This window comes from Exiguobacterium sp. PvP048, assembly GCF_040549175.1.
Classification (GTDB): domain Bacteria; phylum Bacillota; class Bacilli; order Exiguobacteriales; family Exiguobacteriaceae; genus Exiguobacterium_A; species Exiguobacterium_A artemiae.
The window spans coordinates 13,684-33,461 of the sequence record NZ_JBEPSU010000002.1 but is presented as its reverse complement, the minus strand read 5'-3'; the positions used below and the strand labels follow the sequence as shown (position 1 = coordinate 33,461).

Below are 19,778 nucleotides of genomic sequence, written 5' to 3'. Positions count from 1 at the left end.
CTCCCCATGTCAAATGAGTGTTGAAAGTAGCAGAAAAGACCCCGCGTGCAAGACGTAGCATATGTATGATTATCTCACAAATACGAACAAACGTCCGTTTTAAATTGAGATTACATTTTTTCTTTCTGTGCTCGTGTTATTCAGTTTGAATCATTTGTCAATTGCTTTGTATGGAGTTGCAAAAATCGGGTAAAGATTGAGATAATGGTTGTCTTCATCAGACTGAACAGAAAGAGGGACAGACATGCTTTATGAAGACCTTGGTCAAAAACAAGCAATCGAACAGCTCGTCGCACGCTTTTACGAGCGTGTGTATGCAGATCATCTTCTCCGTCCTTTATTCCCATCCGACCGCCGGCAGGTTGAACAGGCGCAAACCCGGTTTTTAATTCAACTTACAGGTGGTCCGAAACAATATGAATCATATGATGAACGAATGAATCTTGCCATGATTCATCGTCTATTGCCTATCACGGAAGTACATGCCATCCGGTGGATTGAACTGATGACGATGACCATCGAAGAGACCATTTCTGATTCAGAGGCCGCGACGCGTTTAATCGAACGTTTACGAATCGGTGCACTCAATGTTCTCCGGATTTGTGATGCTCATCAGAATCGATAAGGGATTTTTCTTTCTCATCGGTACATTTCAAGGTAAAATAAAAATTGGAGGCGATAACCATGACTGAAGAACAAGATAAAAAGAGTGAATTAGTAAAAAGCGCACTCGAACAGGCTGAAGCAGCCAAAGCGACAGAAGAGCCTGTCGAAGAAGAAAAGTCAGACGAACAAAAACGATTAGAACACATCCGGGCACTCGTGACGCTCGAACGCGGCTCTGATTATTACCGGGTTGTCTTCTACGACGATCATAAACATTTGATTTTCAAAGAACTGGATTATGACCGGGTTGAATTTGTCGGCCGATTCTACAATGACAGTTTTGATCCGACAAACCAAACAGAACTGGAAGAAATCTCTGAGAAGGCGCTTGCGACATCGATTCGCAAACGTTTCTTGTAAGAGCTGTCGTCTTCCTCATATAAAAGCCGTGTCATCCTCATGTATTCATGGGGAGAGCACGGCTTTTGCTGTAGGCAGACAATACGTCGTTTGCTTCAGGTTATAGTTGTTCTTTTGTATTTCGTTTTTTACGGCGCATGACGTAAGCAAGCACTCCGCCGGCAACGGCCAGTCCTGTTGCTGCTAAGACAGGTAAAAGAACTTTTTTCGACGTTAATTTTTGTTTTACTTGTTCCAAGCGGGATTCCGTCACTTCTTTTTGGACAACCGATGCACGACGATTGATTGTCATGTGTTTTGCAGCATCTGTTACGACGATTCGTTTCGTCACCCAGCGTCGATTTCCTGACTCGTCGACGACAAGCTGACGGGCACGTTTAATGCCTTTGATCCGTTTCCCCGGTGTATTTTCCGGTCGGACGATACGTGAACTGATGAAACGACGTCCGCCGTTCACACCAAATCCGGGTTGTAATTTTCGTCGGTTTAACCATTCGTATGATTCATTCATTGTGCAGCGGTCTTTCGACCGCTTCACCTCCCTTTAATTCTCTCTCTCGCACCTTACTGTTTATTCGCTGTGTTACGTAGTGATTCCTGTTAGAATGTTCCACTTATCGCGCTTTATTAAACGTCATCGGCCGTTCTTCCTGAAATCTCCGTTGCATTTCATACGCCAGTTCCAACGTCTTGATCCGTTGTCGTTCGATACTATAGGCCGAGGCATCCGTATCAATCCGTTGTCCTGTTTGAAACTCCACTTGAACAGTATTCCCCTTTTTTTGAACAGTCTTCATCTGTTTAAAATTGATCCAAATACATTCCGCCTTCTCTTTTGCGGTCGTCGGGAAGAAAATCGTTTGCGCTTTCCAATCGATCAAAACCGGTGTCTTTCGATTCGGTCCCAGGATATGTCGAGCCGCTTCGATTCTTCCGCGCATAGATGAACCAAAATATAAACAGGATTCTTCAATCAGCTTAATTGGATGGCCTTCTAACACGACTTCCGACTGTTCTTGAATAAGTAAGGTTTGCGGTTCCCCGTACGGACCATATTTCGGTACGAGAGCCAATGTTTCTTCTGTAATTTTATGTCGCATCCTGATTTCTCCTTTCTTGTATTAGTATCGTTATATCAAATTCCAAATGACTTCGTATGAACGTTCTCATTATTTCCCAAAATAAAAAACGAGATATGACTATCTCGTTTTTTAAGATCTTATTTTTTTCCGGACGATTCTTCCTGAAAATGTCGTGGAAAATTAAATTTCACACAAACTTTATTTTGTTCATTTCCCGCAATGAGATTTTCAATCGTCACTTCTCCTTCATGCCGTTCGACAATCCGTTTGACGATATATAATCCAAGCCCAAACTTACCTTCTTTTCCGCGTGAAAATTGATGGAACAGCGGAGAAGACGCTTCTAACGGCGGACCGTCATTCAAAATTTCAACAGTAGCCGTCTGCCGGGTACCGGAAAGGCGAATTTCAATGGTCGACTCCGCATAACGAATCGCATTATCCAGCACATTTTCCAGAGCCACACGCAATTGTTCCCCTTCCCCTAACACGATGCCCGCTTCGCCAGTGATTTTCCACGTTAAGGCTTTTGTCCCGACAAACCGCTTTTGGAGCAGGTGAACCATCCGGTCCAGATCGACATGATCCCATGTTGAACGATCCAGTTCAAAATAATCCAGTTTCGTTACATACAACAAGGCCGCGACTTTTTTCTCTAAGCGTTCTGCTTCCTCTTCGATGACGGAAACAGAACCTGTCAAATCACCGTCCGGATAAATTCCGTCCGAAATCGACTGGGCGTAACTGCGAATGACCATGATCGGCGTTTTCAAATCATGTGAGATATTTTGAAGCAGGGATTTTTGCGCTTTATCCTGTTTTTCCAAATCCATTCGCATTGCGTCGACTGACCGGGCCAATCGTCCGATTTCATCACCGCGATCAAGAGGAAGAGGCGTATCCCACTTCTGTGCCGCTATCTTGCCGACCGCCCGCTCAATCTCGATTAAAGGATGGGTCAATCGTCTGGCAAGCCAAAAGGCGATGAACAAGGTCAGGATGCTGACGATTGCGACCACCCAACCGATTTTCGAAAATAACTGCGTGATCAGTTCCTGGCGATATGCATCCCAGACGTACGAAACACGGTAATAGGTCTCGCCTTTAATCTCCATCTTTAAGATGCTGTAGTAAACATCCTCTTTATCCAGACGGGTCGTATATTTTTGCATTTCTTTTTCCTGGTCAATCGCATCACGATACATTTGATTGACCAGCTGTTGCGGTGCCCCGCCATAATACAACTTTCCATTTTTCGATAACAATAAGACATTGACAGAGCGTGATTCCTGTTTCCGTCGATCGAATTCAATCGGATTGTCTTGTAACATCTCGATGACAGAGGCATCTTCCGAGAAAAAGACTTCACTGTTTTCTAACGTCGCATAAACTTGCTCATCAATGAAATTACCAATCGATGAGCGCATGACGACTAATATGACAATGGAGAGTGTTGCAATGACGAGCAGGAACATCGCCCAGATTTGAAAACCCAGACTCCGATTTTTCATGCAGCCACCAGACGGTATCCAATCCCGTAAATGGTTTCAAGTTCCAATTTGGAAAGTTTTTTTCGGACCCGTCGGACAAGGTCATCGACGACACGATCCGATCCAAAGTAATCGTCTCCCCAGACGCTCACTAAAATTTGTTCCCGCGACATCGGTGTTCCGATTTGCGTAGCAAACAGAATCAATAAATCATATTCTTTTGAGGTCAAATCAATTTCCTGACCATTTTCTTCGATGATTCGTTTTTCCGGATAAATCGTGTAGTCTCCATACCGGATGAGACCAGTTTTAGGAGTCGCATATGCCCGTGCTAAAATTTTCTTTACACGAATGACGAGTTCACGCGGCAAAAACGGTTTTGCGATGTAATCATCCGATCCCATCTCAAGGCCGATGATTTTATCGATGTCTTCATCCCGGGCTGAGATAAAGATGACCGGTGTGGTCTCGTCGTGGGCTTTAATCCGTTTAATCAATTGAAACCCGTCGAGGTCCGGTAACATGATATCAAGGATCCATAAATCAGGTTTTTCAATGATGGCGGATGCTGCCGCTTCCCCGGACGTAAACGATTTTACTTGCCAGCCCTCCTGTTCCAAATACTTGACCAAGACGCGGTTCAAGTTCACTTCATCGTCAACTAAATAAATCGTATGCATCATCATCACTCCTGCTTAAGTTCTTTTTTTCAGTGTAACAAAGGATTTCCGCAGAATTATGGGAGAATCTAAAATTATACAAAAAAACGCTCTTTTCTAAAGAAAAGAGCGGCGTACGTTAGACTTAATTATTTTACAAGGCGCAACGATGGATATGTCGCACGTTCTACCTGTGTTTTTGTATTTGCTGATACATGACGACGTTCCGTTTTCACGATGTGTGTCAGGAACGTGACACCGCCACCAAGCAAGACGGTCACACCAGTCATTAAAATAATCTCCATTGTTTTCGCCACCCTTTTCTATCGCAATTGATAATCAGTATCATCCTCAAGATGACTATATCATGCTTGATAGAAAATGAGAAGCATTCTCAGAGAATTAATCGGTTAAAAATTTCCGCTGTTCTTCTTCATGACGTTTCCGAATGATTTCCCGCCATTGAAACTCTCCCTGTTCCAATCCGTTTATCAAAATTTCGGCGGTTCCGACATTTGTCGCAAGCGGCAAATCGTAAACATCACACAAACGAATTAACGCCGATACGTCCGGTTCGTGGGGTTGGGCGGTCAGTGGGTCCCGCAAAAAAATGACGATATCAATTTCTCCACGGGCAACCATCGCCCCGATTTCCTGATCGCCGCCGAGCGGTCCCGACTTACAGCGGTGGACCGTCAATGCGGTCGCCTCCATGATCCGTTGCCCTGTCGTACCCGTGGCATATAAGGTATTTTTGGCAAAGTAGGCTTCATATGCCCGTGTAAACATCATCATCTCGTCTTTTTTCTCATCGTGTGCAATTAAGGCAATATTCATTTGCTCTCCCCCTCTTTACCTATATGCACACAAAAAGAACTTCAGAAACCTGAAGTTCTTTTTTCTACAGTAGATTTACGAATTGGTCGGTTGTTTTTTCAAAACTGTCCGTAAAATCTTACCGGTCGTATTTCGCGGCAGTTGATCAATGAATTCAATCCGCGTTGGACATTTATACTTGGCAAGTGAAACGGCACAGAAGTCCATGATTTCCGATTCGGTCAATGGTTCACGAACGACAACAAACGCTTTGACTGCTTCTCCCATTTCTTCGTCCGGTACACCGATGACGGCTGCTTCGACGACTTTCGGATGCTGGTACAATACTTCCTCGACTTCACGCGGATAGACGTTATAACCGCCGACGATGATCATATCTTTTTTCCGGTCGACGATATAGAAGTAACCATCCTCGTCCTGTCTCGCCAAGTCACCGGTATAGAGCCAGCCTTCTTTTAACGTCGCTTGTGTTTCTTCCGGCATTTTGTAATAACCCGTCATGATGTTTGGTCCACGGACAATCAGTTCACCGACTTGTCCGACCGGAACTTCCTGCCCGAGTTCGTCCACAACTTTATTTTCAACATTCACGATCGAAGGGCCGATCGAGCCCGGCTTTTGCACGCCGTCGAGCGGATTAAAACAGGTGACGGGAGAAGCTTCTGACAGACCATATCCTTCAAGGATATGACAGTTAAAGGTTTCGTCAAAGGCTTGCAATAACGGAACCGGCAGACTTGCTCCACCCGATACGAATAAGCGGATGGATTCAAATGCACTCGTATATTCCGGATGCGCCTTAACCGTCTGCAACAGGAAATTATACATGGTCGGTACACCGGCAAAAATCGTCACCTGTTCCTTTTTCGCCAGTTCAAATGTCTCCTGAGGTGAAAAACGTGAAGCGATGATAATGGCTGCGCCGTGTGCAAGCGATGCATTGACGACGACCGTCAGACAAAAAACATGGAACATCGGTAATACAGCGAGTGTCCGATCCTGTTCCGAAACATTTAAGTACTCGCCGATGGAACGGGCATTCGAAGTCAGGTTCCGATGTGATAACATCGCTCCTTTTGGTTTCCCTGTCGTCCCGCTCGTATAAAGAATGACGGCTGTCTCATCCATTTCATACGTTACTTCCTCGGTCGGATGTTCAATCTCCAACCAACGTTCAAGCGTTGTAAATTGAACAGTTCCAAGCTGTTCTTCCGGACCGACTTGACCGTTAAACGGAACGGACACGACGACGGCAAGATGCGGTAAATGAACCAACCGCTCTTTTGCCGCTTCGACAAGCGGCGCAATTCCGAGAATCCCTTTGACATCCCCGTTCATCAGAATATAACCGAGCTCATCCGGTGTATACGTTGGATTGATCGGTATCGCAATCGCCCCCTGCTTCATGACGGCATAATATCCGATTAAAAAAGCCGGACTGTTTCCAAGGATTAGAGCAACGTGATCTCCTTTTCGAATTCCATGTGATTCGAGTGCTCCGGCTGCCCGGTGAAACTTCTCAACAAATTCACGATAACTGACTGCGACATCTTCAAATACGTAGGCGATGCTGTCCGGACGTTGCCGAGCCGTTTCTTCCACCGAATGAATCAATCCCATCATAACTAGCTTCCCCCTTCGAATGAATAACCGTTCATTTTTAGCGTAAAAAAAATCCATACATGACGTGTCCGCCTGTATGGATAGTGTAGCATTTTATGGAAACGTTTTCACGTTCTTTCTTTTTAACCGTTGACGATGACGCCGCCGTTTAGATGCAAGACTTGACCCGTCATATAACTCGAATCGTTACAAGCCAAGAAGACGTAAGCGGAAGCCATTTCTGCCGGTTGTCCGGGACGATCCATCGGCGTGTTTTTACCAAACGTTTTGACCGATTCATCCGGGAACGTATCTGTGATCAATGGTGTCCAGATTGGACCTGGGGCCACTGCATTGACGCGGATCCCCTGTTTCGCCAGGTTCATCGACAGACTGCGTGTGAAGCTGACGATGGCTCCTTTCGTCGACGAATAATCAATTAAGAGGGAGTTTCCTTCATATGCTGTCGAAGACGTCGTATTGATGATAGCTGAGCCGAGCGTCAGGTGAGGCAAGGCTGCCCGTGCTAGACGCATCATTCCGAAAATATTTGTTTTGAATGTTTTTTCCATCGATTCATCTGTGATGTCGAGCAACGAATCTTCCGGTTTTTGCATACTCGCATTGTTGACGACAATATCAAGACGACCAAAACGGTCGATCGTTTTTTTGACGAGTTCTTCACAATAGGCACCGTCTCCGATGTCTCCTTGAGACAGCAACACTTCTCCACCGAGCTCTTCAAGACGGGCTTTTGTTTCCTCCGCGCCTTCCTGATCGCCGTAGAATGCAATGACGATTTTAGCACCTTCCAATGTATAGGCGATTGAGATCGCACGTCCGATTCCTGAATTACCACCCGTTACGATCGCGACTTTTCCTTTTAATTTCCCGGCAGCGCGGTAATCATCCCGTTCATAATACGGCAACGGCTGTTGATCTTCCGTTTTTGGCAGACCTTCCGAAACTTTTTCAAAGTTGATGAAGTCGTTTAATGTACCCTTTAAAAAGTTATCTTTGTTGTAGCCCATGAAAAAAGCTCCCCCTATGCAAGTTGATAGAGAGAGTTTTCCCAAAAAAGCTTATGCTAAAACGTCAAGCACTTCGTCCAGCTCAACAGCTCCGAAATATTTCTTCAATTCGTACTGACTCAGGACTTCACGTAATGAAGAGCGGTCATACCGTTTTCCTTCCAACGCCCGAGCAATTTCCGAAGCATCCTCGACTCCGAAGAAGTCGCCGTAAATTTTCGCTTCTTCGATGATTCCCTTTTTCACATTCAGGCGGAAATCAATCGTTCCGATCGGGAAACGTTTTTTATGAATCACATCAAACTTCGGTGATTTACCGAAATTCCAATCCCAGTTTCCGTACCGTTCAGCGGAAATCGCATGGACTTTTGCCCAGTCTTCATCGGTTAAGACGTACCGCTCCATCTCTTTTCCTTCATAAATCGATTCCAGGAGATGCTCGACGAATTGATCCATCGTCAACGGTTCCGTCAAAAATTCAGAGATATTCGCGACCCGGCTCCGGACCGATTTAATCCCTTTGGAACGCATTTTTTCTTCACTGACGACCAAGGCATTGACGACTTCCTCGATGTTGGAATCAAGCATCAGTGTTCCGTGGCTGAACATCCGGCCTTTAGTCGTAAATTGGGCGTTCCCGCTGATTTTCCGGGTTCCGACATGGATATCATTGCGACCTGACAACTCTGCTTCGACTCCGAGTTTGTGTAAGGCTTGCACAACCGGTTCCGTGAACTTTTTATAGTTGTTAAATGAATCACCGTCATCTTTCGTCAGGAAGCTGAAGTTTAAGTTCCCGTGATCATGATAAACGGCACCGCCACCGGACAAACGACGAACGACATGAATTCCGTTTTCCTCAATGTATTTCAAGTTGACTTCTTCACTCGTGTTTTGATTTTTACCGACGATGATCGATGGACCGTTAATATAAAACAGGAAATAATCTTCTTCGTTGACGTTCAGATTATTTAGGATGAAGTCCTCGACAGCAAGATTGATCCGTGCATCGTGAATATCGGGATGGAAAATGAATTTCATAAGTTTCTTGTACTCCTTTAGCAATCAAATTTAGTTACAGCCGTCGACTCCACACGCGTCACCTTCAGCTACGATTTCCACTTTTTGTTCTTGCTGGATCCGTTCCAGCACTTGACTGAATGCTTCAACAGGTTGTGCGCCTGAAATGGCATACTTCCGGTCAAATACGAAAAATGGCACACCCGTCACACCAAGTTCACGGGCCATTTCTTCTTCTTGACGTACTTCATCGGAAGACTCCTCTGATGCGAGAAAAGCTTCCACAGTTGCAGGATCCAGTCCGACAGCAGTCGCGATTCTTGTCAAAATCGAGTCATCATTTAAGTTCTCACCGTTCATGAAATAGGCTTGGAATAATTCTTCTGATACCTCGTCCATTTTATCATGCTTTTTCGCAAGTTGGGTCAGGCGGTGAGCTTTAAATGTGTTGGCAGGAACAACACGGTCCATCTCATAAAACAGACCATCCGTTTTCGCGGCATCCACGACGCCTTGCGACATTGATCGGGCTTGATCGACGAATGTCCCGTACTTGGATGCCAGGATGTCGTACAATCCCATTGTCGGTGTTTCCGGTGCTGACGGATCGAGTTCAAAACTTTTAAATTCCACCTCGACATTTGTCGCTCCATTCTCCTGAATGGCTTTTTCCAAACGTTTTTTACCGATATAACAAAACGGGCAGGCATAATCTGACCAGACTTCAACTTTCATTTCGTTCCATCTCCTTCATACTAGTTATCATGTACATTTAGCATAATCGTCCGGACAGTTGCTTGCAATGAATCTGATTCCAGACGCCAGCAAAAAGGGGCTGACTCAAAAAAGAAACACTCATTCTTTTACGCCCTTTCCTCAGGCGAGACGCAAGCCAGTATTTCTGCCTCGTTCAGGCAAAAACCCGGGTCTTGTTTGTCTCTGACAGCGCAAAATTGCGCTTTTCCCTGTAGGAGTGGCGTGAAAAGAGTGTTTCTTTTTTAACGCAAAAAGGGTGGCAGATTCCAATTCTGCCACCCTTTTCTTTGTAGAATCTGACTTTTGAGTTAGCCCCTTTTGTCGAACCAAGATTTATTCTGTGACGAGTGCGTGCGCCGCATCTTCGATTTCAATCTCGAGTTCTTTTGCATACTCTGCTGTTTGTGCAGCTGTCCAGTTCAAGTGACGAGCCATCTCTTTGATGACGGCTTCTTTGTGCTGACGTGCCCATGCAATATCAAAGAAGACTGCGCCGGTCCGACGGATGAAGAAGTCGATTGGACGGGCTACCATCTCATGATTGATACCGTAATGGAGTTGTGCGTAAACATCACGCGGTAATTCTGTTTCCGCCGCATCATACTCTGCCGCATATTCCAAAACAACCGGTACGTTTGAACCATAGCGTTTCGCAAGGAACAAGACTTCTTCCGACGTTAATCCGTTTGCCGGTGCTTGTGATTTCAAGAACTTCGCATATCCGGCTGCTCCTCCGACATGACCGCCTGAAATCGGCATGTTTTTTGTTGCACAACGGGCATACGCGACATTTTCTTCTTTTTTGAGAAGTTTTGCGACGAGATCGACGACATGCTCGCCCATTTTACGGTAGCCGGTCAGTTTTCCGCCGGCGATTGTAATTAAACCGGATTCAGACTGCCAAACTTCGTCTTTCCGTGAAATTTCAGATGGATCTTTGCCTTGTTCGTAAATCAACGGACGAACACCGGCCCAGCTCGATTCCACATCTTCTGCTGTCACTTTGACATTAGGGAACATATAATGAATCGCGTCTAAGACATAATTCTGGTCTTCGACTGTAAACTTCGGATGCGATGTATCTTTGTCGAAGAACGTATCCGTTGTTCCGACGTATGCTTTTCCGTCACGCGGAATTGCGAAGATCATCCGACCGTCCGGTGTATCAAAGTAAACAGCTTGTTTTAACGGGAATTTTGACTGATCGATGACGACGTGAACCCCTTTTGTCAAACGCAGTTGTTTTCCGACTTTCGAACCGTCTTTTTCACGCAATTCATCGACCCAAGGACCGGTTGCATTCACGACTTTCTTCGCACGAATTTCATGTACGTCTCCTGTCGCGAGATCCGTCACACGCATTCCGACGACTTTTCCGTTTTCATACAGAATTTCTTCCGCTTTCGTGTAGTTGACGACACGTGCTCCGTGAGCAACCGCTTCTTTCATGACTTCGATCGTTAAACGGGCGTCATCTGTCCGATACTCAACGTAGTAGCCGCCGCCTTTTAGACCGTCTTGTTTCACAAGCGGCTCTTTTGCCAATGTTTCTTTTGCCGACAACATTGAACGCCACTCTGAACGCTTAACGCCTGCCAAGAAATCATAAACACGTAACCCGATTGACGTACTGAACGGTCCGAACGTACCGCCTTTATGCATCGGTAACAACATCCATTCCGGTGTCGTAACGTGTGGTCCGTTTTCATAAACGATGGCCCGTTCTTTCCCGACTTCGGCAACCATTTGGATTTCGAATTGTTTCAAATAACGTAAACCACCATGAACCAATTTCGTTGAACGGCTTGACGTTCCCGCTGCAAAGTCTTGCATCTCAACGAGTCCAATCTTCATGCCACGTGACGCGGCATCAAGTGCGATCCCAGCTCCCGTGATTCCTCCACCTACGACAAGTAGATCAAGTTCTTCACGCGTTAATCGATTGTAGACCTCTGCACGGTTTTTGCTTGAAAATTGTTGGTTTGCCATGAATAGTTCCTCCTGTATGGGTTCGAAAAAAAAGAGACCACAACAAACAGACTGACGGTGTCAACTGTTGCTGTGGTCTCTCCATATTCTCCGACCGGTTTATTAACTTGTACCTAATATAACATATGTCACATCATTTAAACAACATCGCCGCTTGAACAGCTTTTTTCCATCCAGCGTAAAGATCTTCGCTCTCTGCTTCCGCCATATCCATCTCAAAGCGACGATCCATCTTCCAGTGGGCTGAAATCTGTTTTTGATTCTCAAAGAATCCAACAGCTAGTCCTGCAAGATATGCTGCCCCGAGGGCCGTCGTTTCATTAATTTCCGGACGCTCGACCGGTGCCTGGATGATATCACTCTGGAATTGCATGAGGAAATCATTTTTAACGGCACCACCATCGACACGTAAGGCAGACATTTCGATTCCGGAATCCTGTTCCATCGCTGTCAAGACGTCACGCGTCTGATATGCCAGCGATTCAAGTGTCGCCCGGATGAAGTGTTCTTTTTCCGTTCCCCGCGTCAGACCGAAGACTGCACCACGGACATCACTGTCCCAGTACGGTGTCCCGAGACCGACGAAAGCAGGCACGACGTAGACGCCGTCTGAAGATGTCACACGTGTCGCATAAGCTTCTGTTTCCTTCGCATCATTAATGAGACGAAGTCCGTCGCGTAACCATTGAATCGCTGAACCGGCGACAAAAATACTGCCTTCGAGCGCATACTGGACTTTCCCGTCGATGCCCCATGCGATGGTCGTCAGAAGACCGTGTTCCGATGTCACGGCTTTATCACCTGTGTTCAGCAACATGAAACATCCCGTTCCGTATGTGTTTTTCGCCATTCCTTTTTCGAAACAAGCTTGACCGAATAAAGCGGCCTGTTGATCTCCGGCAGCTCCGGCAATCGGAACCGATTCACCGAAGAAGTGATAGCCAGCTGTATGCGCATAAACTTCAGAAGACGGACGGACTTCAGGAAGCATCGCTTTCGGAACATCGAGGAGCTGAAGTAATTCGTCATCCCATTTCAGCTCGTGGATGTTGTACATCAACGTCCGGCTGGCATTGGAATAATCCGTGACATGGGCTTTGCCGCCTGACAACTTCCAAATCAGCCATGTGTCAATTGTTCCGAACAACAGTTCACCACGTTCTGCCCGTTCCCGGGAACCTTCAACGTGATCCAAAATCCATTTGACCTTTGTCCCGGAGAAATAGGCATCAATCAATAAACCTGTTTTTGCCCGGAACAATTCGGCATGACCGGCACTCCGCAACTCGTCACAAATCTCAGCTGTTTGTCTCGATTGCCAGACAACTGCATTATGAATCGGCTTTCCTGTCTCTTTTTCCCAGACGACCGCTGTTTCCCGTTGGTTCGTAATGCCGATTCCAGCGATTTGTGTCGCTTTGACGTTGGCTTCCGTTAAACAGGTTGCAACGACCGAAAGGACACTTCCCCAAATTTCATTGGCATTGTGTTCGACCCAACCTGGTTTTGGAAAGTACTGCGTAAACTCACGTTGTGCGGAATGAACGATTTCTCCGGAACGGTTGAATAAAATCGCCCGTGTACTCGTTGTTCCTTGATCTAATGACAAAATGTAGTTCTCCATCTCTTCCCCATCCTTTGTATCTAGTAAGTTAAGCTTAAGCTGACTTCGACTTCACTGACGTTGATTTATTCGGACGAACACCGAATTTATAGCATAAACCTAATATGACGATTGTCACAAGTCCGACAATCACAAATGCCGGTGTATCTTTCCCGGAGAAGACGGATCGGTAAAACAATCCACCAAGACTTCCGCCAAGAACCGGACCGAGCACCGGAATCCAGGCATAACCCCAGTTGGAAGAACCTTTTCCTGCAATCGGCAGGGTAAAGTGTGCAATCCGCGGACCTAAATCACGTGCCGGGTTCATCGCGTAGCCGGTCGTTCCCCCAAATGACATTCCGAGACCGACAATCAAGACACCGACGACTAATGGATTCAGACCGTCTGAAAACGTATTGGCTCCGATTGATAAAATCCCGATGACAAGTAAAAATGTCGCAATCAATTCACTCATGACATTGGCAAATGTATGGGGAATTGCAGGTGATGTCGCGAAAACACCCAGTTTTGCCGCCGGATCTTTTGTTTCTGCCCAGTGTGGCAGGTAATGAACGAAGACAATACTTGCTCCGGCAATTCCTCCTAATATTTGTGCCACGATGTATCCCGGAACGTCCGCCCAGGCAAATGATCCGTCAAAAGCAAGACCAAGTGTGACAGCCGGATTCAAGTGAGCGCCACTGAATTGACCGACTGCATAGGCAGAGAGCGCTACCGCAAATCCCCAGGCTAACGTAATGACAATCCAGCCGGCATCTTTTGCGTAGGATTTCGTTAATGTAACACCTGCTCCGACACCGTTCCCGAATGCGACGAGAAGCGCTGTCCCTAAAAATTCTGCTAGTACCGGTGACATATGATTTCCCCCTTTGTATGTGAAAAAAGCAACAAAAAAAAGAGATTCCCGCCTCGGCTTTTTGTATGTTCTCAAAAAGCGTGAAAGCGTGAATCTCCTGTTTCTCCGTCACTTCGTATCAACTTGTTTTCACTATAACAATCGATGAAAACGCTGTCAAAAGATTTACGTGATCTTTGTCATAGCGTTTTCATTTGTTTGGTTCAAAGTATTTCCACAACTCTTTATTCGAGGTCGTAATACTAGAGGCTCCCGCTGCAATCGCCTGTTCCACTTCCTCAACAGTATCAATCAATCCACCGGCGAATACGAGTTTGCCGGTTTTCCGTTTCACCTCTTCGATGTATTTCGGCATCAATCCCGGTAATACTTCGATATAATCAGGCTGCGTCCGCTCCATCAGCTGATAACTTTTTTCGAGAGAGCTTGAGTCCAGCAAGAACATCCGTTGCATCGTTTTTACCTTTTTTTGACGGGCTTTTACGATGACACTGGCTTTCGTCGAAATAACACCATAGGGCTTTAATTCCTGGCAGACGTATTCGGTCGCATATTCATCATTTTTTAACCCTTGGACCAAATCCATGTGCAAAAACATTTTTTTGTCATACCGGTGTGCCAATTCATAGACGGCCTTTAAACGCGAAACATGCATCTCAAGCAGTACACCGTATTCATAAGGACTTTTTAACATTTTTTCAAAGTCTTCTAACTTTCTGACAGACGGCAGAATTTTTTGACCAAAGTATGTCATATCGCGTCCCCATTTCTTTGATTTGTCCTTAGTATGTCGTCTCGGCAATGTTTTTCGCAATCCTCTTTTTATGAAAACAAATGAAAAGAACGATTAAATTAGGGTATAGCTTAACGATACTGATTTGAAATGGAGGTGAGAAGCATAGGGAGAAGCTTTTCCCCTGTGCCTCGCATGAGTCAACAAAAAAGAATCATCATTTATTTATTTTCCATCCTCATCAATGCCCTCGGCAACAGCTTCATGGTCACCGCCGCCATCGGGAGTGCCCCTTGGACATCTGCCAGTGAAGCGTTGGCCCGTATTTCGCCGTTGACCGTCGGACTCGCCATCGTCGTCCTGCATGTTTTTGCGCTCGCCAGTGCTCTGCTGCTTGGGAGCCGGTTCAGTTGGTGGACGATCTTACTTAGCTTTTCCCTCGTCGTTCTGTTCGGAACGGCGATTGATTTCTTTTTGTCGATTCACCAGCTCCTTTATACACCAGTCGCCTTGTGGGCGCGTATTTTGTATATGGTTATCGGGATGCCGTTGATTTCGCTTGGACTGGCGCTTTACTTGCAAATCGGCTTTGTTCTGATGCCGCCCGACTATTTGATGAAATCATTGATCAGCCGGTTCAAAAGTACATCCATTGGTGCAACGGTCAGCCTGGCGATTCCTTTTTTTATTGCCAGCATCTTATCGCTTGTCGAACACGAATTGATCGGGATTGGCGTCGGAACGTTTGTCTTCCTCCTCTTAAACGGTCCCCTGATTGAATTTTTCCAAAAAACATTTCCAATCACCCGTCGTGATACTTGACGAAAAGGGGCTGACTCAATAGTCACTCTCTACAAAAATCAAGGTGGCAGAATAATCATCTGCCACCCTGATTTCGTAAAAAAAGAATCACTCGCTTCATGCCACTCCTACAGGAAAAAGCGCATTTTGCGCTGTCAGAGACAAACAAGACCCGTTTCCCCGCCTAAATGAGGCAGGGTAACTGGCTTGTGTCTCGCCTGAGGAAAGGGCGTGAAAGAACGAGTGATTCTTTTTTGAGTCAGCCTCTTTCAGATTTTAATTTAAAGATATGATTTTTTTTGGAAAATCAGGATCGATCCGCCGAATAACACCAAGATGTGTGCAAGAACGAAGAGGACGGAAAACGTCAGCGTCGTTCCCATCGGTTCTGCTGTTCCGTACGTCAACGCACCTTTGAAATACATGGACCAGTCCAAATGCATCAACACAATCCATTTTGCGATTTCCGGTTTAAAGGCAAGTAACACTGTTCCGGCAATCGACGTAAAGAACTGAGCCAGCACGGTAAAACCGATGATCATACCGACAGAGCGGAAGACCAGCGAGAAGAATAACGTCATGAAAATCGTAAAGACCGGGGTGACGAGTGAGAAGACGGTATCGCGCCACTGGATACCATCACCGGCTTCAGAAAATGCAAACGATGCGGCGTACGTAATGATAACGATGAAAATGAATTGACCGAGCATGATTAAAATCGAAAACAACAGTTTGGAGAAATAAATCGTCATCCGCGAATACGGACTCATCAGCAAATGTTTCATCGTATCATAACGGACTTCATTTCCGACGGTCTCTGCCGTGAAAACAATTGTGATGATACCAAGCAGATTGAACAGAATAATCGTCATGAGCATATAGTAGTCACTGCGTGTAAAGTCAGCATCATTCATTTTCGCAACAACGACGACTCCGACGGCGATCAGAACGTATAGCGCCAGGACGATTTTTGATTTTTTCATCGTCCACCATTTCATCCATTCATTTTGTATGAGCGAAAGCATGTGAATCCCCCTCTTTTTTCGTCACTTGCAAGAATTGTTCTTCCAGTGTCATCCGTTTGACAGTCAGTTCGTGTAAATCAGCAATCGGGACGATTAATCGGGCGATGGCTGGTGTCTCGGTTTCAGGTGCTGTGATGACGATTTTATCGTTCAAGCGTTCGGCCGGATAGTTAGCGATCCGTAATGCTTCAATGACATCAAGTATATTAATTTCAGGAACACGAATCATGATTTTTGCTCCGGTTTCATTCCGGACAGACTCGACCGATTTAATGACACCTTGATCGATGATGGCATAGCGGTCACTGATCTGTTCCATTTCCCCTAACATATGACTGGAAATCAGAATCGCAATATTCTGCTCGCGAGCCATCGTCCGAAGATATTCACGCAGTTCCGCAATTCCTGCCGGATCAAGTCCGTTCGTCGGCTCATCTAAAATCAGCACCCGTGGATTATGTAACAAGGCGCGGGCAATTCCGAGACGCTGTTTCATTCCTAGTGAATATTCTCCGACTTTTTTAGACAGTTTTCCTTCAAGTCCAACGAGTTTCGCCAGTGCCTCATAATCGACCTGAGTCAAACCCGGAATCAGATTCTTTGCATGAACCAGATTTTGTTTGCCTGTCATGTATGTGTAGAAAGCCGGATTCTCAACGATTGCTCCGATTTGTGTCAAAGCTTTTGAGCGTTCATGGACGACGTCGAAGCCATTGACGGTGACCGTTCCCTCATCTTGCTCAAGTAATCCCGTTATGATTCGGATGGTCGTCGTCTTCCCGGCCCCGTTTGGTCCAAGAAATCCAAACACTTCTCCCGGCGCCACTTCAAAGCTGACATCCTTTAAAATCTGCTCTTTGCCTAGACGTTTTGATACGTGTTCGATTTTCAGCATCTTTTTTCCTCCTCTTGCTGTTCTTCTTACTTCAGTGTACGCGATATCAATTAAAAAAGTTCCTATCCTTACAATTATGTAATCCGTTTCCAGTTTAAACTTGTATACTAAAAGAGGTGCAGGACTCTAACTGACAGGAGGAAACCCGATGCCATTGCAGTTTGTTCCGGTGACAAAAAAAGATTTTCCGATCATTCAATCGATTTTTGCTGAAAATCCGCATTATGTGCAACTCGAAGACCGAATCTATCCTTTATCGGATGACGAATTAGAAGAAGAATTTTTAAATGCTGATACGATTAGTCTGCTCTGTATTGACGGTGACGATGTGCTTGCCCTCATTGATTATTTACCGGAACATCCAACCGACCACTCCACCTGGATCGGTTTATTCATCATGCCCGAACGACTTCATCGACAGGGTATCGGTTCGATGATCTATCGTATGTTTCACGAACAGTATCTACAGGATTGTCCTGTAATCCGGCTGGCTGTCCTGCCTGAAAATGTATCAGGACGTCGCTATTGGGAACATCTTGATTTCCGCTTCGAACGACAGGGTGTCTCCGACCGCCATCAACCCGTCGAAGTTTTTCTCAAAATAAATTCATCAGATGATCGTATGTTAAAATAATTAGAAGCATTCTACTTATTGCACTAATTGAATTGGAGTTTATTACATGAAGAAATTTTCTATCCGTTTTGATGCCTTACTTGCTTTATTGATTGCCGGTCTTTTTTTCGTCATGACACTTTCTCTGACGTTTTTAATCAGTAATCGTGCAACAGACCGTCTAAAGGATGAGGTAGGAACAACCTTGTCCGCCACAGCTTATCAATTATCCGATAAACTCGATCACTACATGTGGTCCCGTACTGCCGAAGTCAATGTCTTACGGACTTTGCCAACGATTCGGGACGGGAAAAATCCGGCTGAAACACGGAATACGCTGGAGCAGTTGCAACAACAAATCCCTGACTTTTCCTGGATTGGTGTAATGAATCCCGATGGCCAAGTCATTGCTTCAACAGGGAAAATATTAGAGGGCCAATCGATCAAAGCACGTCCCGTCTTTCAGGAAGCTCAAAAAAAGCCATTCATCGGCGATGTACATGACGCTGTTCTACTGGCCAAACTGCTTCCTAACCCGAGCGGCGAACCGTTGCAATTCGTCGACATCAGCACACCGTTGTTCACGAACGGAAAAATGACTGGTGTTCTCGCCACTCACCTCAGCTTTGAGTGGGCCAAGGAAATCGAACAAAGTTTCCAAAGCTCTACGGCGCAGATTAAAGATGTCGAATTCCTCATCGTCAGCAAACAAAACCGGACCGTCCTACTCGGTCCGAAGCAGTGGCGCGGAAAAAATTTGCCGTCTGATTGGCTAGCCGGAAATCAAAAAGGATACCGGATCTCCAACTGGGAAAATGATCAAGAATACTTAATCGGCGTCGCCGAAAGTAAGGGCTACAAAAATTACAACGGACTCGGCTGGACGGTTCTCGTCCGCCAACCGAGCCAAATCGCCTTTTCGGACGCAAGCACTTTGAGAAACTACATCCTGATTGCCGGATTAATTGCTTCTTTGTTGACGGCCATCATCGGTTGGTTCGTAGCCAGACTGTTGACCCGCCCCTTAAAGAAAATCACACTGGCAGCAGAAGCTATGCAACATGATCGGTCCAAGTCGATTCCGGCACATACCGGGATTCGGGAGATCGAAGTCCTTTCCGTCGCCTTGCGTGAACTGACGACAAAATTAACCCATACCGAGCAAGAACGGACAACGTACGAGTCACTCGCCCTTCACGATGCTTTGACCGGTCTGCCGAACCGGAATGGTCTATCAGATTATTTGGATGGGCTGTCGCGTAAAACGCACGACCAGATTTATCTGTATCTTGATTTAGACGGCTTCAAAGCTGTCAATGACCAGTATGGTCATGCCATGGGTGATTTATTGTTAATCGAAGTCGCCGATCGTCTTCAAAAATCCTTACGTTACGAAGGTCTTGTGGCACGGCTCGGTGGCGATGAGTTTTTAATTATCTTGAACGAGCCGATTACGACAGAAGAAATCGACCGATACGGAAGAGACATCATTCATACACTTTCTTATCCTTATCTTTTGAATCAACAAACTATATTGATTGGAGCCAGTATCGGCGTCGCCATCCGTTCGGCGGAAGAATCGATCGAACAGGTGATTCACCGGGCAGATATTGCTTTGTACGATTCAAAACACCAGGGCAAAGGATGCTTGACCTTCCATTACTAAGAGACGTTATTGACAAGATCACCGCTACTCCGTAATGTGAACGCATAGAAGAAGCAATCCCCAACTACTT

At 45.7% G+C, this 19,778-nt stretch carries 21 protein-coding genes; 5 read left to right on the top strand and 16 right to left on the bottom strand.

Translation table 11 applies throughout. From position 1 onward, the window contains the following. The first annotated feature begins 244 nt into the window (after positions 1–244). Positions 245–625, top strand: a complete 381-nt coding sequence (locus tag ABIC15_RS04735) for a truncated hemoglobin (RefSeq protein WP_012369633.1) — start codon at positions 245–247, stop codon at positions 623–625. Positions 626–684: 59 nt separating this feature from the next. Further along, positions 685–1,026: a hypothetical protein gene (locus tag ABIC15_RS04730; RefSeq protein ID WP_012369632.1), complete on the top strand. Its 342-nt coding sequence runs from the start codon at positions 685–687 to the stop codon at positions 1,024–1,026. A 100-nt stretch (positions 1,027–1,126) separates the two neighbouring features. Here the strand turns inward: ABIC15_RS04730 and ABIC15_RS04725 are convergent, their stop codons facing one another. From ABIC15_RS04725 to ABIC15_RS04660, 14 genes are all read right to left on the bottom strand, one after another. Continuing rightward, a complete protein-coding gene (locus ABIC15_RS04725; RefSeq protein ID WP_012369631.1) occupies positions 1,127–1,537 on the bottom strand; it encodes a CBS domain-containing protein in 411 nt (136 codons plus the stop codon). Positions 1,538–1,640: 103 nt separating this feature from the next. Beyond that, positions 1,641–2,126, bottom strand: a complete 486-nt coding sequence (locus ABIC15_RS04720; protein WP_012369630.1) for a competence protein ComK — start codon at positions 2,124–2,126, stop codon at positions 1,641–1,643. A gap of 119 nt (positions 2,127–2,245) precedes the next feature. Further along, the gene (locus ABIC15_RS04715; RefSeq protein WP_290829967.1) at positions 2,246–3,619 is read right to left on the bottom strand and encodes a sensor histidine kinase; all 1,374 of its coding nucleotides are present in this window, start codon (positions 3,617–3,619) and stop codon (positions 2,246–2,248) included. Continuing rightward, the gene (locus ABIC15_RS04710) at positions 3,616–4,281 is read right to left on the bottom strand and encodes a response regulator transcription factor (protein WP_012369628.1); all 666 of its coding nucleotides are present in this window, start codon (positions 4,279–4,281) and stop codon (positions 3,616–3,618) included. The genes ABIC15_RS04715 and ABIC15_RS04710 overlap by 4 nt, the downstream gene beginning before the upstream one ends. Positions 4,282–4,406: 125 nt before the next feature. Beyond that, on the bottom strand, positions 4,407–4,562 hold the full coding sequence (locus tag ABIC15_RS04705; protein WP_167315838.1) for a hypothetical protein: 156 nt from the start codon (positions 4,560–4,562) through the stop codon (positions 4,407–4,409). A gap of 97 nt (positions 4,563–4,659) precedes the next feature. Beyond that, positions 4,660–5,094 carry a methylglyoxal synthase gene (locus ABIC15_RS04700; protein ID WP_012369626.1) on the bottom strand — a complete coding sequence of 145 codons (435 nt, stop codon included), beginning with the start codon at positions 5,092–5,094 and terminating at the stop codon, positions 4,660–4,662. 75 nt (positions 5,095–5,169) lie between these two features. Next, on the bottom strand, positions 5,170–6,714 hold the full coding sequence (locus tag ABIC15_RS04695) for a fatty acid--CoA ligase family protein (RefSeq protein WP_354020327.1): 1,545 nt from the start codon (positions 6,712–6,714) through the stop codon (positions 5,170–5,172). 125 nt (positions 6,715–6,839) lie between these two features. Next, positions 6,840–7,727: an SDR family oxidoreductase gene (locus tag ABIC15_RS04690; protein ID WP_354019869.1), complete on the bottom strand. Its 888-nt coding sequence runs from the start codon at positions 7,725–7,727 to the stop codon at positions 6,840–6,842. Positions 7,728–7,778: 51 nt separating this feature from the next. Further along, positions 7,779–8,768 carry a lipoate--protein ligase gene (lplA, locus tag ABIC15_RS04685; RefSeq protein WP_012369623.1) on the bottom strand — a complete coding sequence of 330 codons (990 nt, stop codon included), beginning with the start codon at positions 8,766–8,768 and terminating at the stop codon, positions 7,779–7,781. A gap of 30 nt (positions 8,769–8,798) precedes the next feature. After that, complete coding sequence (locus ABIC15_RS04680) at positions 8,799–9,482, bottom strand: DsbA family oxidoreductase (RefSeq protein ID WP_354019868.1); 684 nt, start codon at positions 9,480–9,482, stop codon at positions 8,799–8,801. 354 nt (positions 9,483–9,836) lie between these two features. Next, positions 9,837–11,492 carry a glycerol-3-phosphate dehydrogenase/oxidase gene (locus ABIC15_RS04675; RefSeq protein ID WP_354019867.1) on the bottom strand — a complete coding sequence of 552 codons (1,656 nt, stop codon included), beginning with the start codon at positions 11,490–11,492 and terminating at the stop codon, positions 9,837–9,839. 133 nt (positions 11,493–11,625) lie between these two features. Beyond that, entirely contained in the window at positions 11,626–13,116 is a 1,491-nt protein-coding gene (gene glpK, locus ABIC15_RS04670; protein ID WP_354019866.1) for a glycerol kinase GlpK, read from the bottom strand. A gap of 34 nt (positions 13,117–13,150) precedes the next feature. Beyond that, complete coding sequence (locus ABIC15_RS04665) at positions 13,151–13,975, bottom strand: MIP/aquaporin family protein (protein ID WP_354019865.1); 825 nt, start codon at positions 13,973–13,975, stop codon at positions 13,151–13,153. Positions 13,976–14,165: 190 nt separating this feature from the next. Further along, complete coding sequence (locus tag ABIC15_RS04660; protein ID WP_214765647.1) at positions 14,166–14,729, bottom strand: glycerol-3-phosphate responsive antiterminator; 564 nt, start codon at positions 14,727–14,729, stop codon at positions 14,166–14,168. Between the two features lie 174 nt (positions 14,730–14,903). Between ABIC15_RS04660 and ABIC15_RS04655 the strand changes: the two genes are divergently transcribed. Continuing rightward, positions 14,904–15,530, top strand: coding sequence for a YczE/YyaS/YitT family protein (locus ABIC15_RS04655; protein ID WP_354020326.1), 627 nt, complete (start codon positions 14,904–14,906; stop codon positions 15,528–15,530). A 260-nt stretch (positions 15,531–15,790) separates the two neighbouring features. On the opposite strand, the gene ABIC15_RS04650 is transcribed toward ABIC15_RS04655, so the two are convergent. Beyond that, positions 15,791–16,534: an ABC transporter permease gene (locus tag ABIC15_RS04650; protein WP_354019864.1), complete on the bottom strand. Its 744-nt coding sequence runs from the start codon at positions 16,532–16,534 to the stop codon at positions 15,791–15,793. Beyond that, complete coding sequence (locus tag ABIC15_RS04645) at positions 16,512–17,429, bottom strand: ABC transporter ATP-binding protein (protein ID WP_318929227.1); 918 nt, start codon at positions 17,427–17,429, stop codon at positions 16,512–16,514. Before ABIC15_RS04645 ends, ABIC15_RS04650 begins: the two co-directional genes overlap by 23 nt. A gap of 148 nt (positions 17,430–17,577) precedes the next feature. On the opposite strand from ABIC15_RS04645, the gene ABIC15_RS04640 reads away from it, so the two are divergent. Both ABIC15_RS04640 and ABIC15_RS04635 read left to right on the top strand, forming a co-directional pair. Then, positions 17,578–18,063 (top strand): GNAT family N-acetyltransferase, encoded by a 486-nt coding sequence (locus ABIC15_RS04640; protein WP_354019863.1) that lies wholly within the window; start codon positions 17,578–17,580, stop codon positions 18,061–18,063. A 46-nt stretch (positions 18,064–18,109) separates the two neighbouring features. Continuing rightward, positions 18,110–19,708, top strand: coding sequence for a sensor domain-containing diguanylate cyclase (locus ABIC15_RS04635; RefSeq protein WP_214765659.1), 1,599 nt, complete (start codon positions 18,110–18,112; stop codon positions 19,706–19,708). Positions 19,709–19,778 lie beyond the last annotated feature (70 nt).

Bases quoted from the DNA above. Each gene is read 5' to 3' on its own strand.
- ABIC15_RS04735 (WP_012369633.1), top strand. From the start codon at position 245: ATGCTTTATGAAGACCTTGGTCAAAAACAAGCAATCGAACAGCTCGTC.
- ABIC15_RS04730 (WP_012369632.1), top strand. From the start codon at position 685: ATGACTGAAGAACAAGATAAAAAGAGTGAATTAGTAAAAAGCGCACTC.
- ABIC15_RS04725 (WP_012369631.1), bottom strand. From the start codon at position 1,537: ATGAATGAATCATACGAATGGTTAAACCGACGAAAATTACAACCCGGA.
- ABIC15_RS04720 (WP_012369630.1), bottom strand. From the start codon at position 2,126: ATGCGACATAAAATTACAGAAGAAACATTGGCTCTCGTACCGAAATAT.
- ABIC15_RS04715 (WP_290829967.1), bottom strand. From the start codon at position 3,619: ATGAAAAATCGGAGTCTGGGTTTTCAAATCTGGGCGATGTTCCTGCTC.
- ABIC15_RS04710 (WP_012369628.1), bottom strand. From the start codon at position 4,281: ATGATGCATACGATTTATTTAGTTGACGATGAAGTGAACTTGAACCGC.
- ABIC15_RS04705 (WP_167315838.1), bottom strand. From the start codon at position 4,562: ATGGAGATTATTTTAATGACTGGTGTGACCGTCTTGCTTGGTGGCGGT.
- ABIC15_RS04700 (WP_012369626.1), bottom strand. From the start codon at position 5,094: ATGAATATTGCCTTAATTGCACACGATGAGAAAAAAGACGAGATGATG.
- ABIC15_RS04695 (WP_354020327.1), bottom strand. From the start codon at position 6,714: ATGGGATTGATTCATTCGGTGGAAGAAACGGCTCGGCAACGTCCGGAC.
- ABIC15_RS04690 (WP_354019869.1), bottom strand. From the start codon at position 7,727: ATGGGCTACAACAAAGATAACTTTTTAAAGGGTACATTAAACGACTTC.
- lplA (WP_012369623.1), bottom strand. From the start codon at position 8,768: ATGAAATTCATTTTCCATCCCGATATTCACGATGCACGGATCAATCTT.
- ABIC15_RS04680 (WP_354019868.1), bottom strand. From the start codon at position 9,482: ATGAAAGTTGAAGTCTGGTCAGATTATGCCTGCCCGTTTTGTTATATC.
- ABIC15_RS04675 (WP_354019867.1), bottom strand. From the start codon at position 11,492: ATGGCAAACCAACAATTTTCAAGCAAAAACCGTGCAGAGGTCTACAAT.
- glpK (WP_354019866.1), bottom strand. From the start codon at position 13,116: ATGGAGAACTACATTTTGTCATTAGATCAAGGAACAACGAGTACACGG.
- ABIC15_RS04665 (WP_354019865.1), bottom strand. From the start codon at position 13,975: ATGTCACCGGTACTAGCAGAATTTTTAGGGACAGCGCTTCTCGTCGCA.
- ABIC15_RS04660 (WP_214765647.1), bottom strand. From the start codon at position 14,729: ATGACATACTTTGGTCAAAAAATTCTGCCGTCTGTCAGAAAGTTAGAA.
- ABIC15_RS04655 (WP_354020326.1), top strand. From the start codon at position 14,904: ATGAGTCAACAAAAAAGAATCATCATTTATTTATTTTCCATCCTCATC.
- ABIC15_RS04650 (WP_354019864.1), bottom strand. From the start codon at position 16,534: ATGCTTTCGCTCATACAAAATGAATGGATGAAATGGTGGACGATGAAA.
- ABIC15_RS04645 (WP_318929227.1), bottom strand. From the start codon at position 17,429: ATGCTGAAAATCGAACACGTATCAAAACGTCTAGGCAAAGAGCAGATT.
- ABIC15_RS04640 (WP_354019863.1), top strand. From the start codon at position 17,578: ATGCCATTGCAGTTTGTTCCGGTGACAAAAAAAGATTTTCCGATCATT.
- ABIC15_RS04635 (WP_214765659.1), top strand. From the start codon at position 18,110: ATGAAGAAATTTTCTATCCGTTTTGATGCCTTACTTGCTTTATTGATT.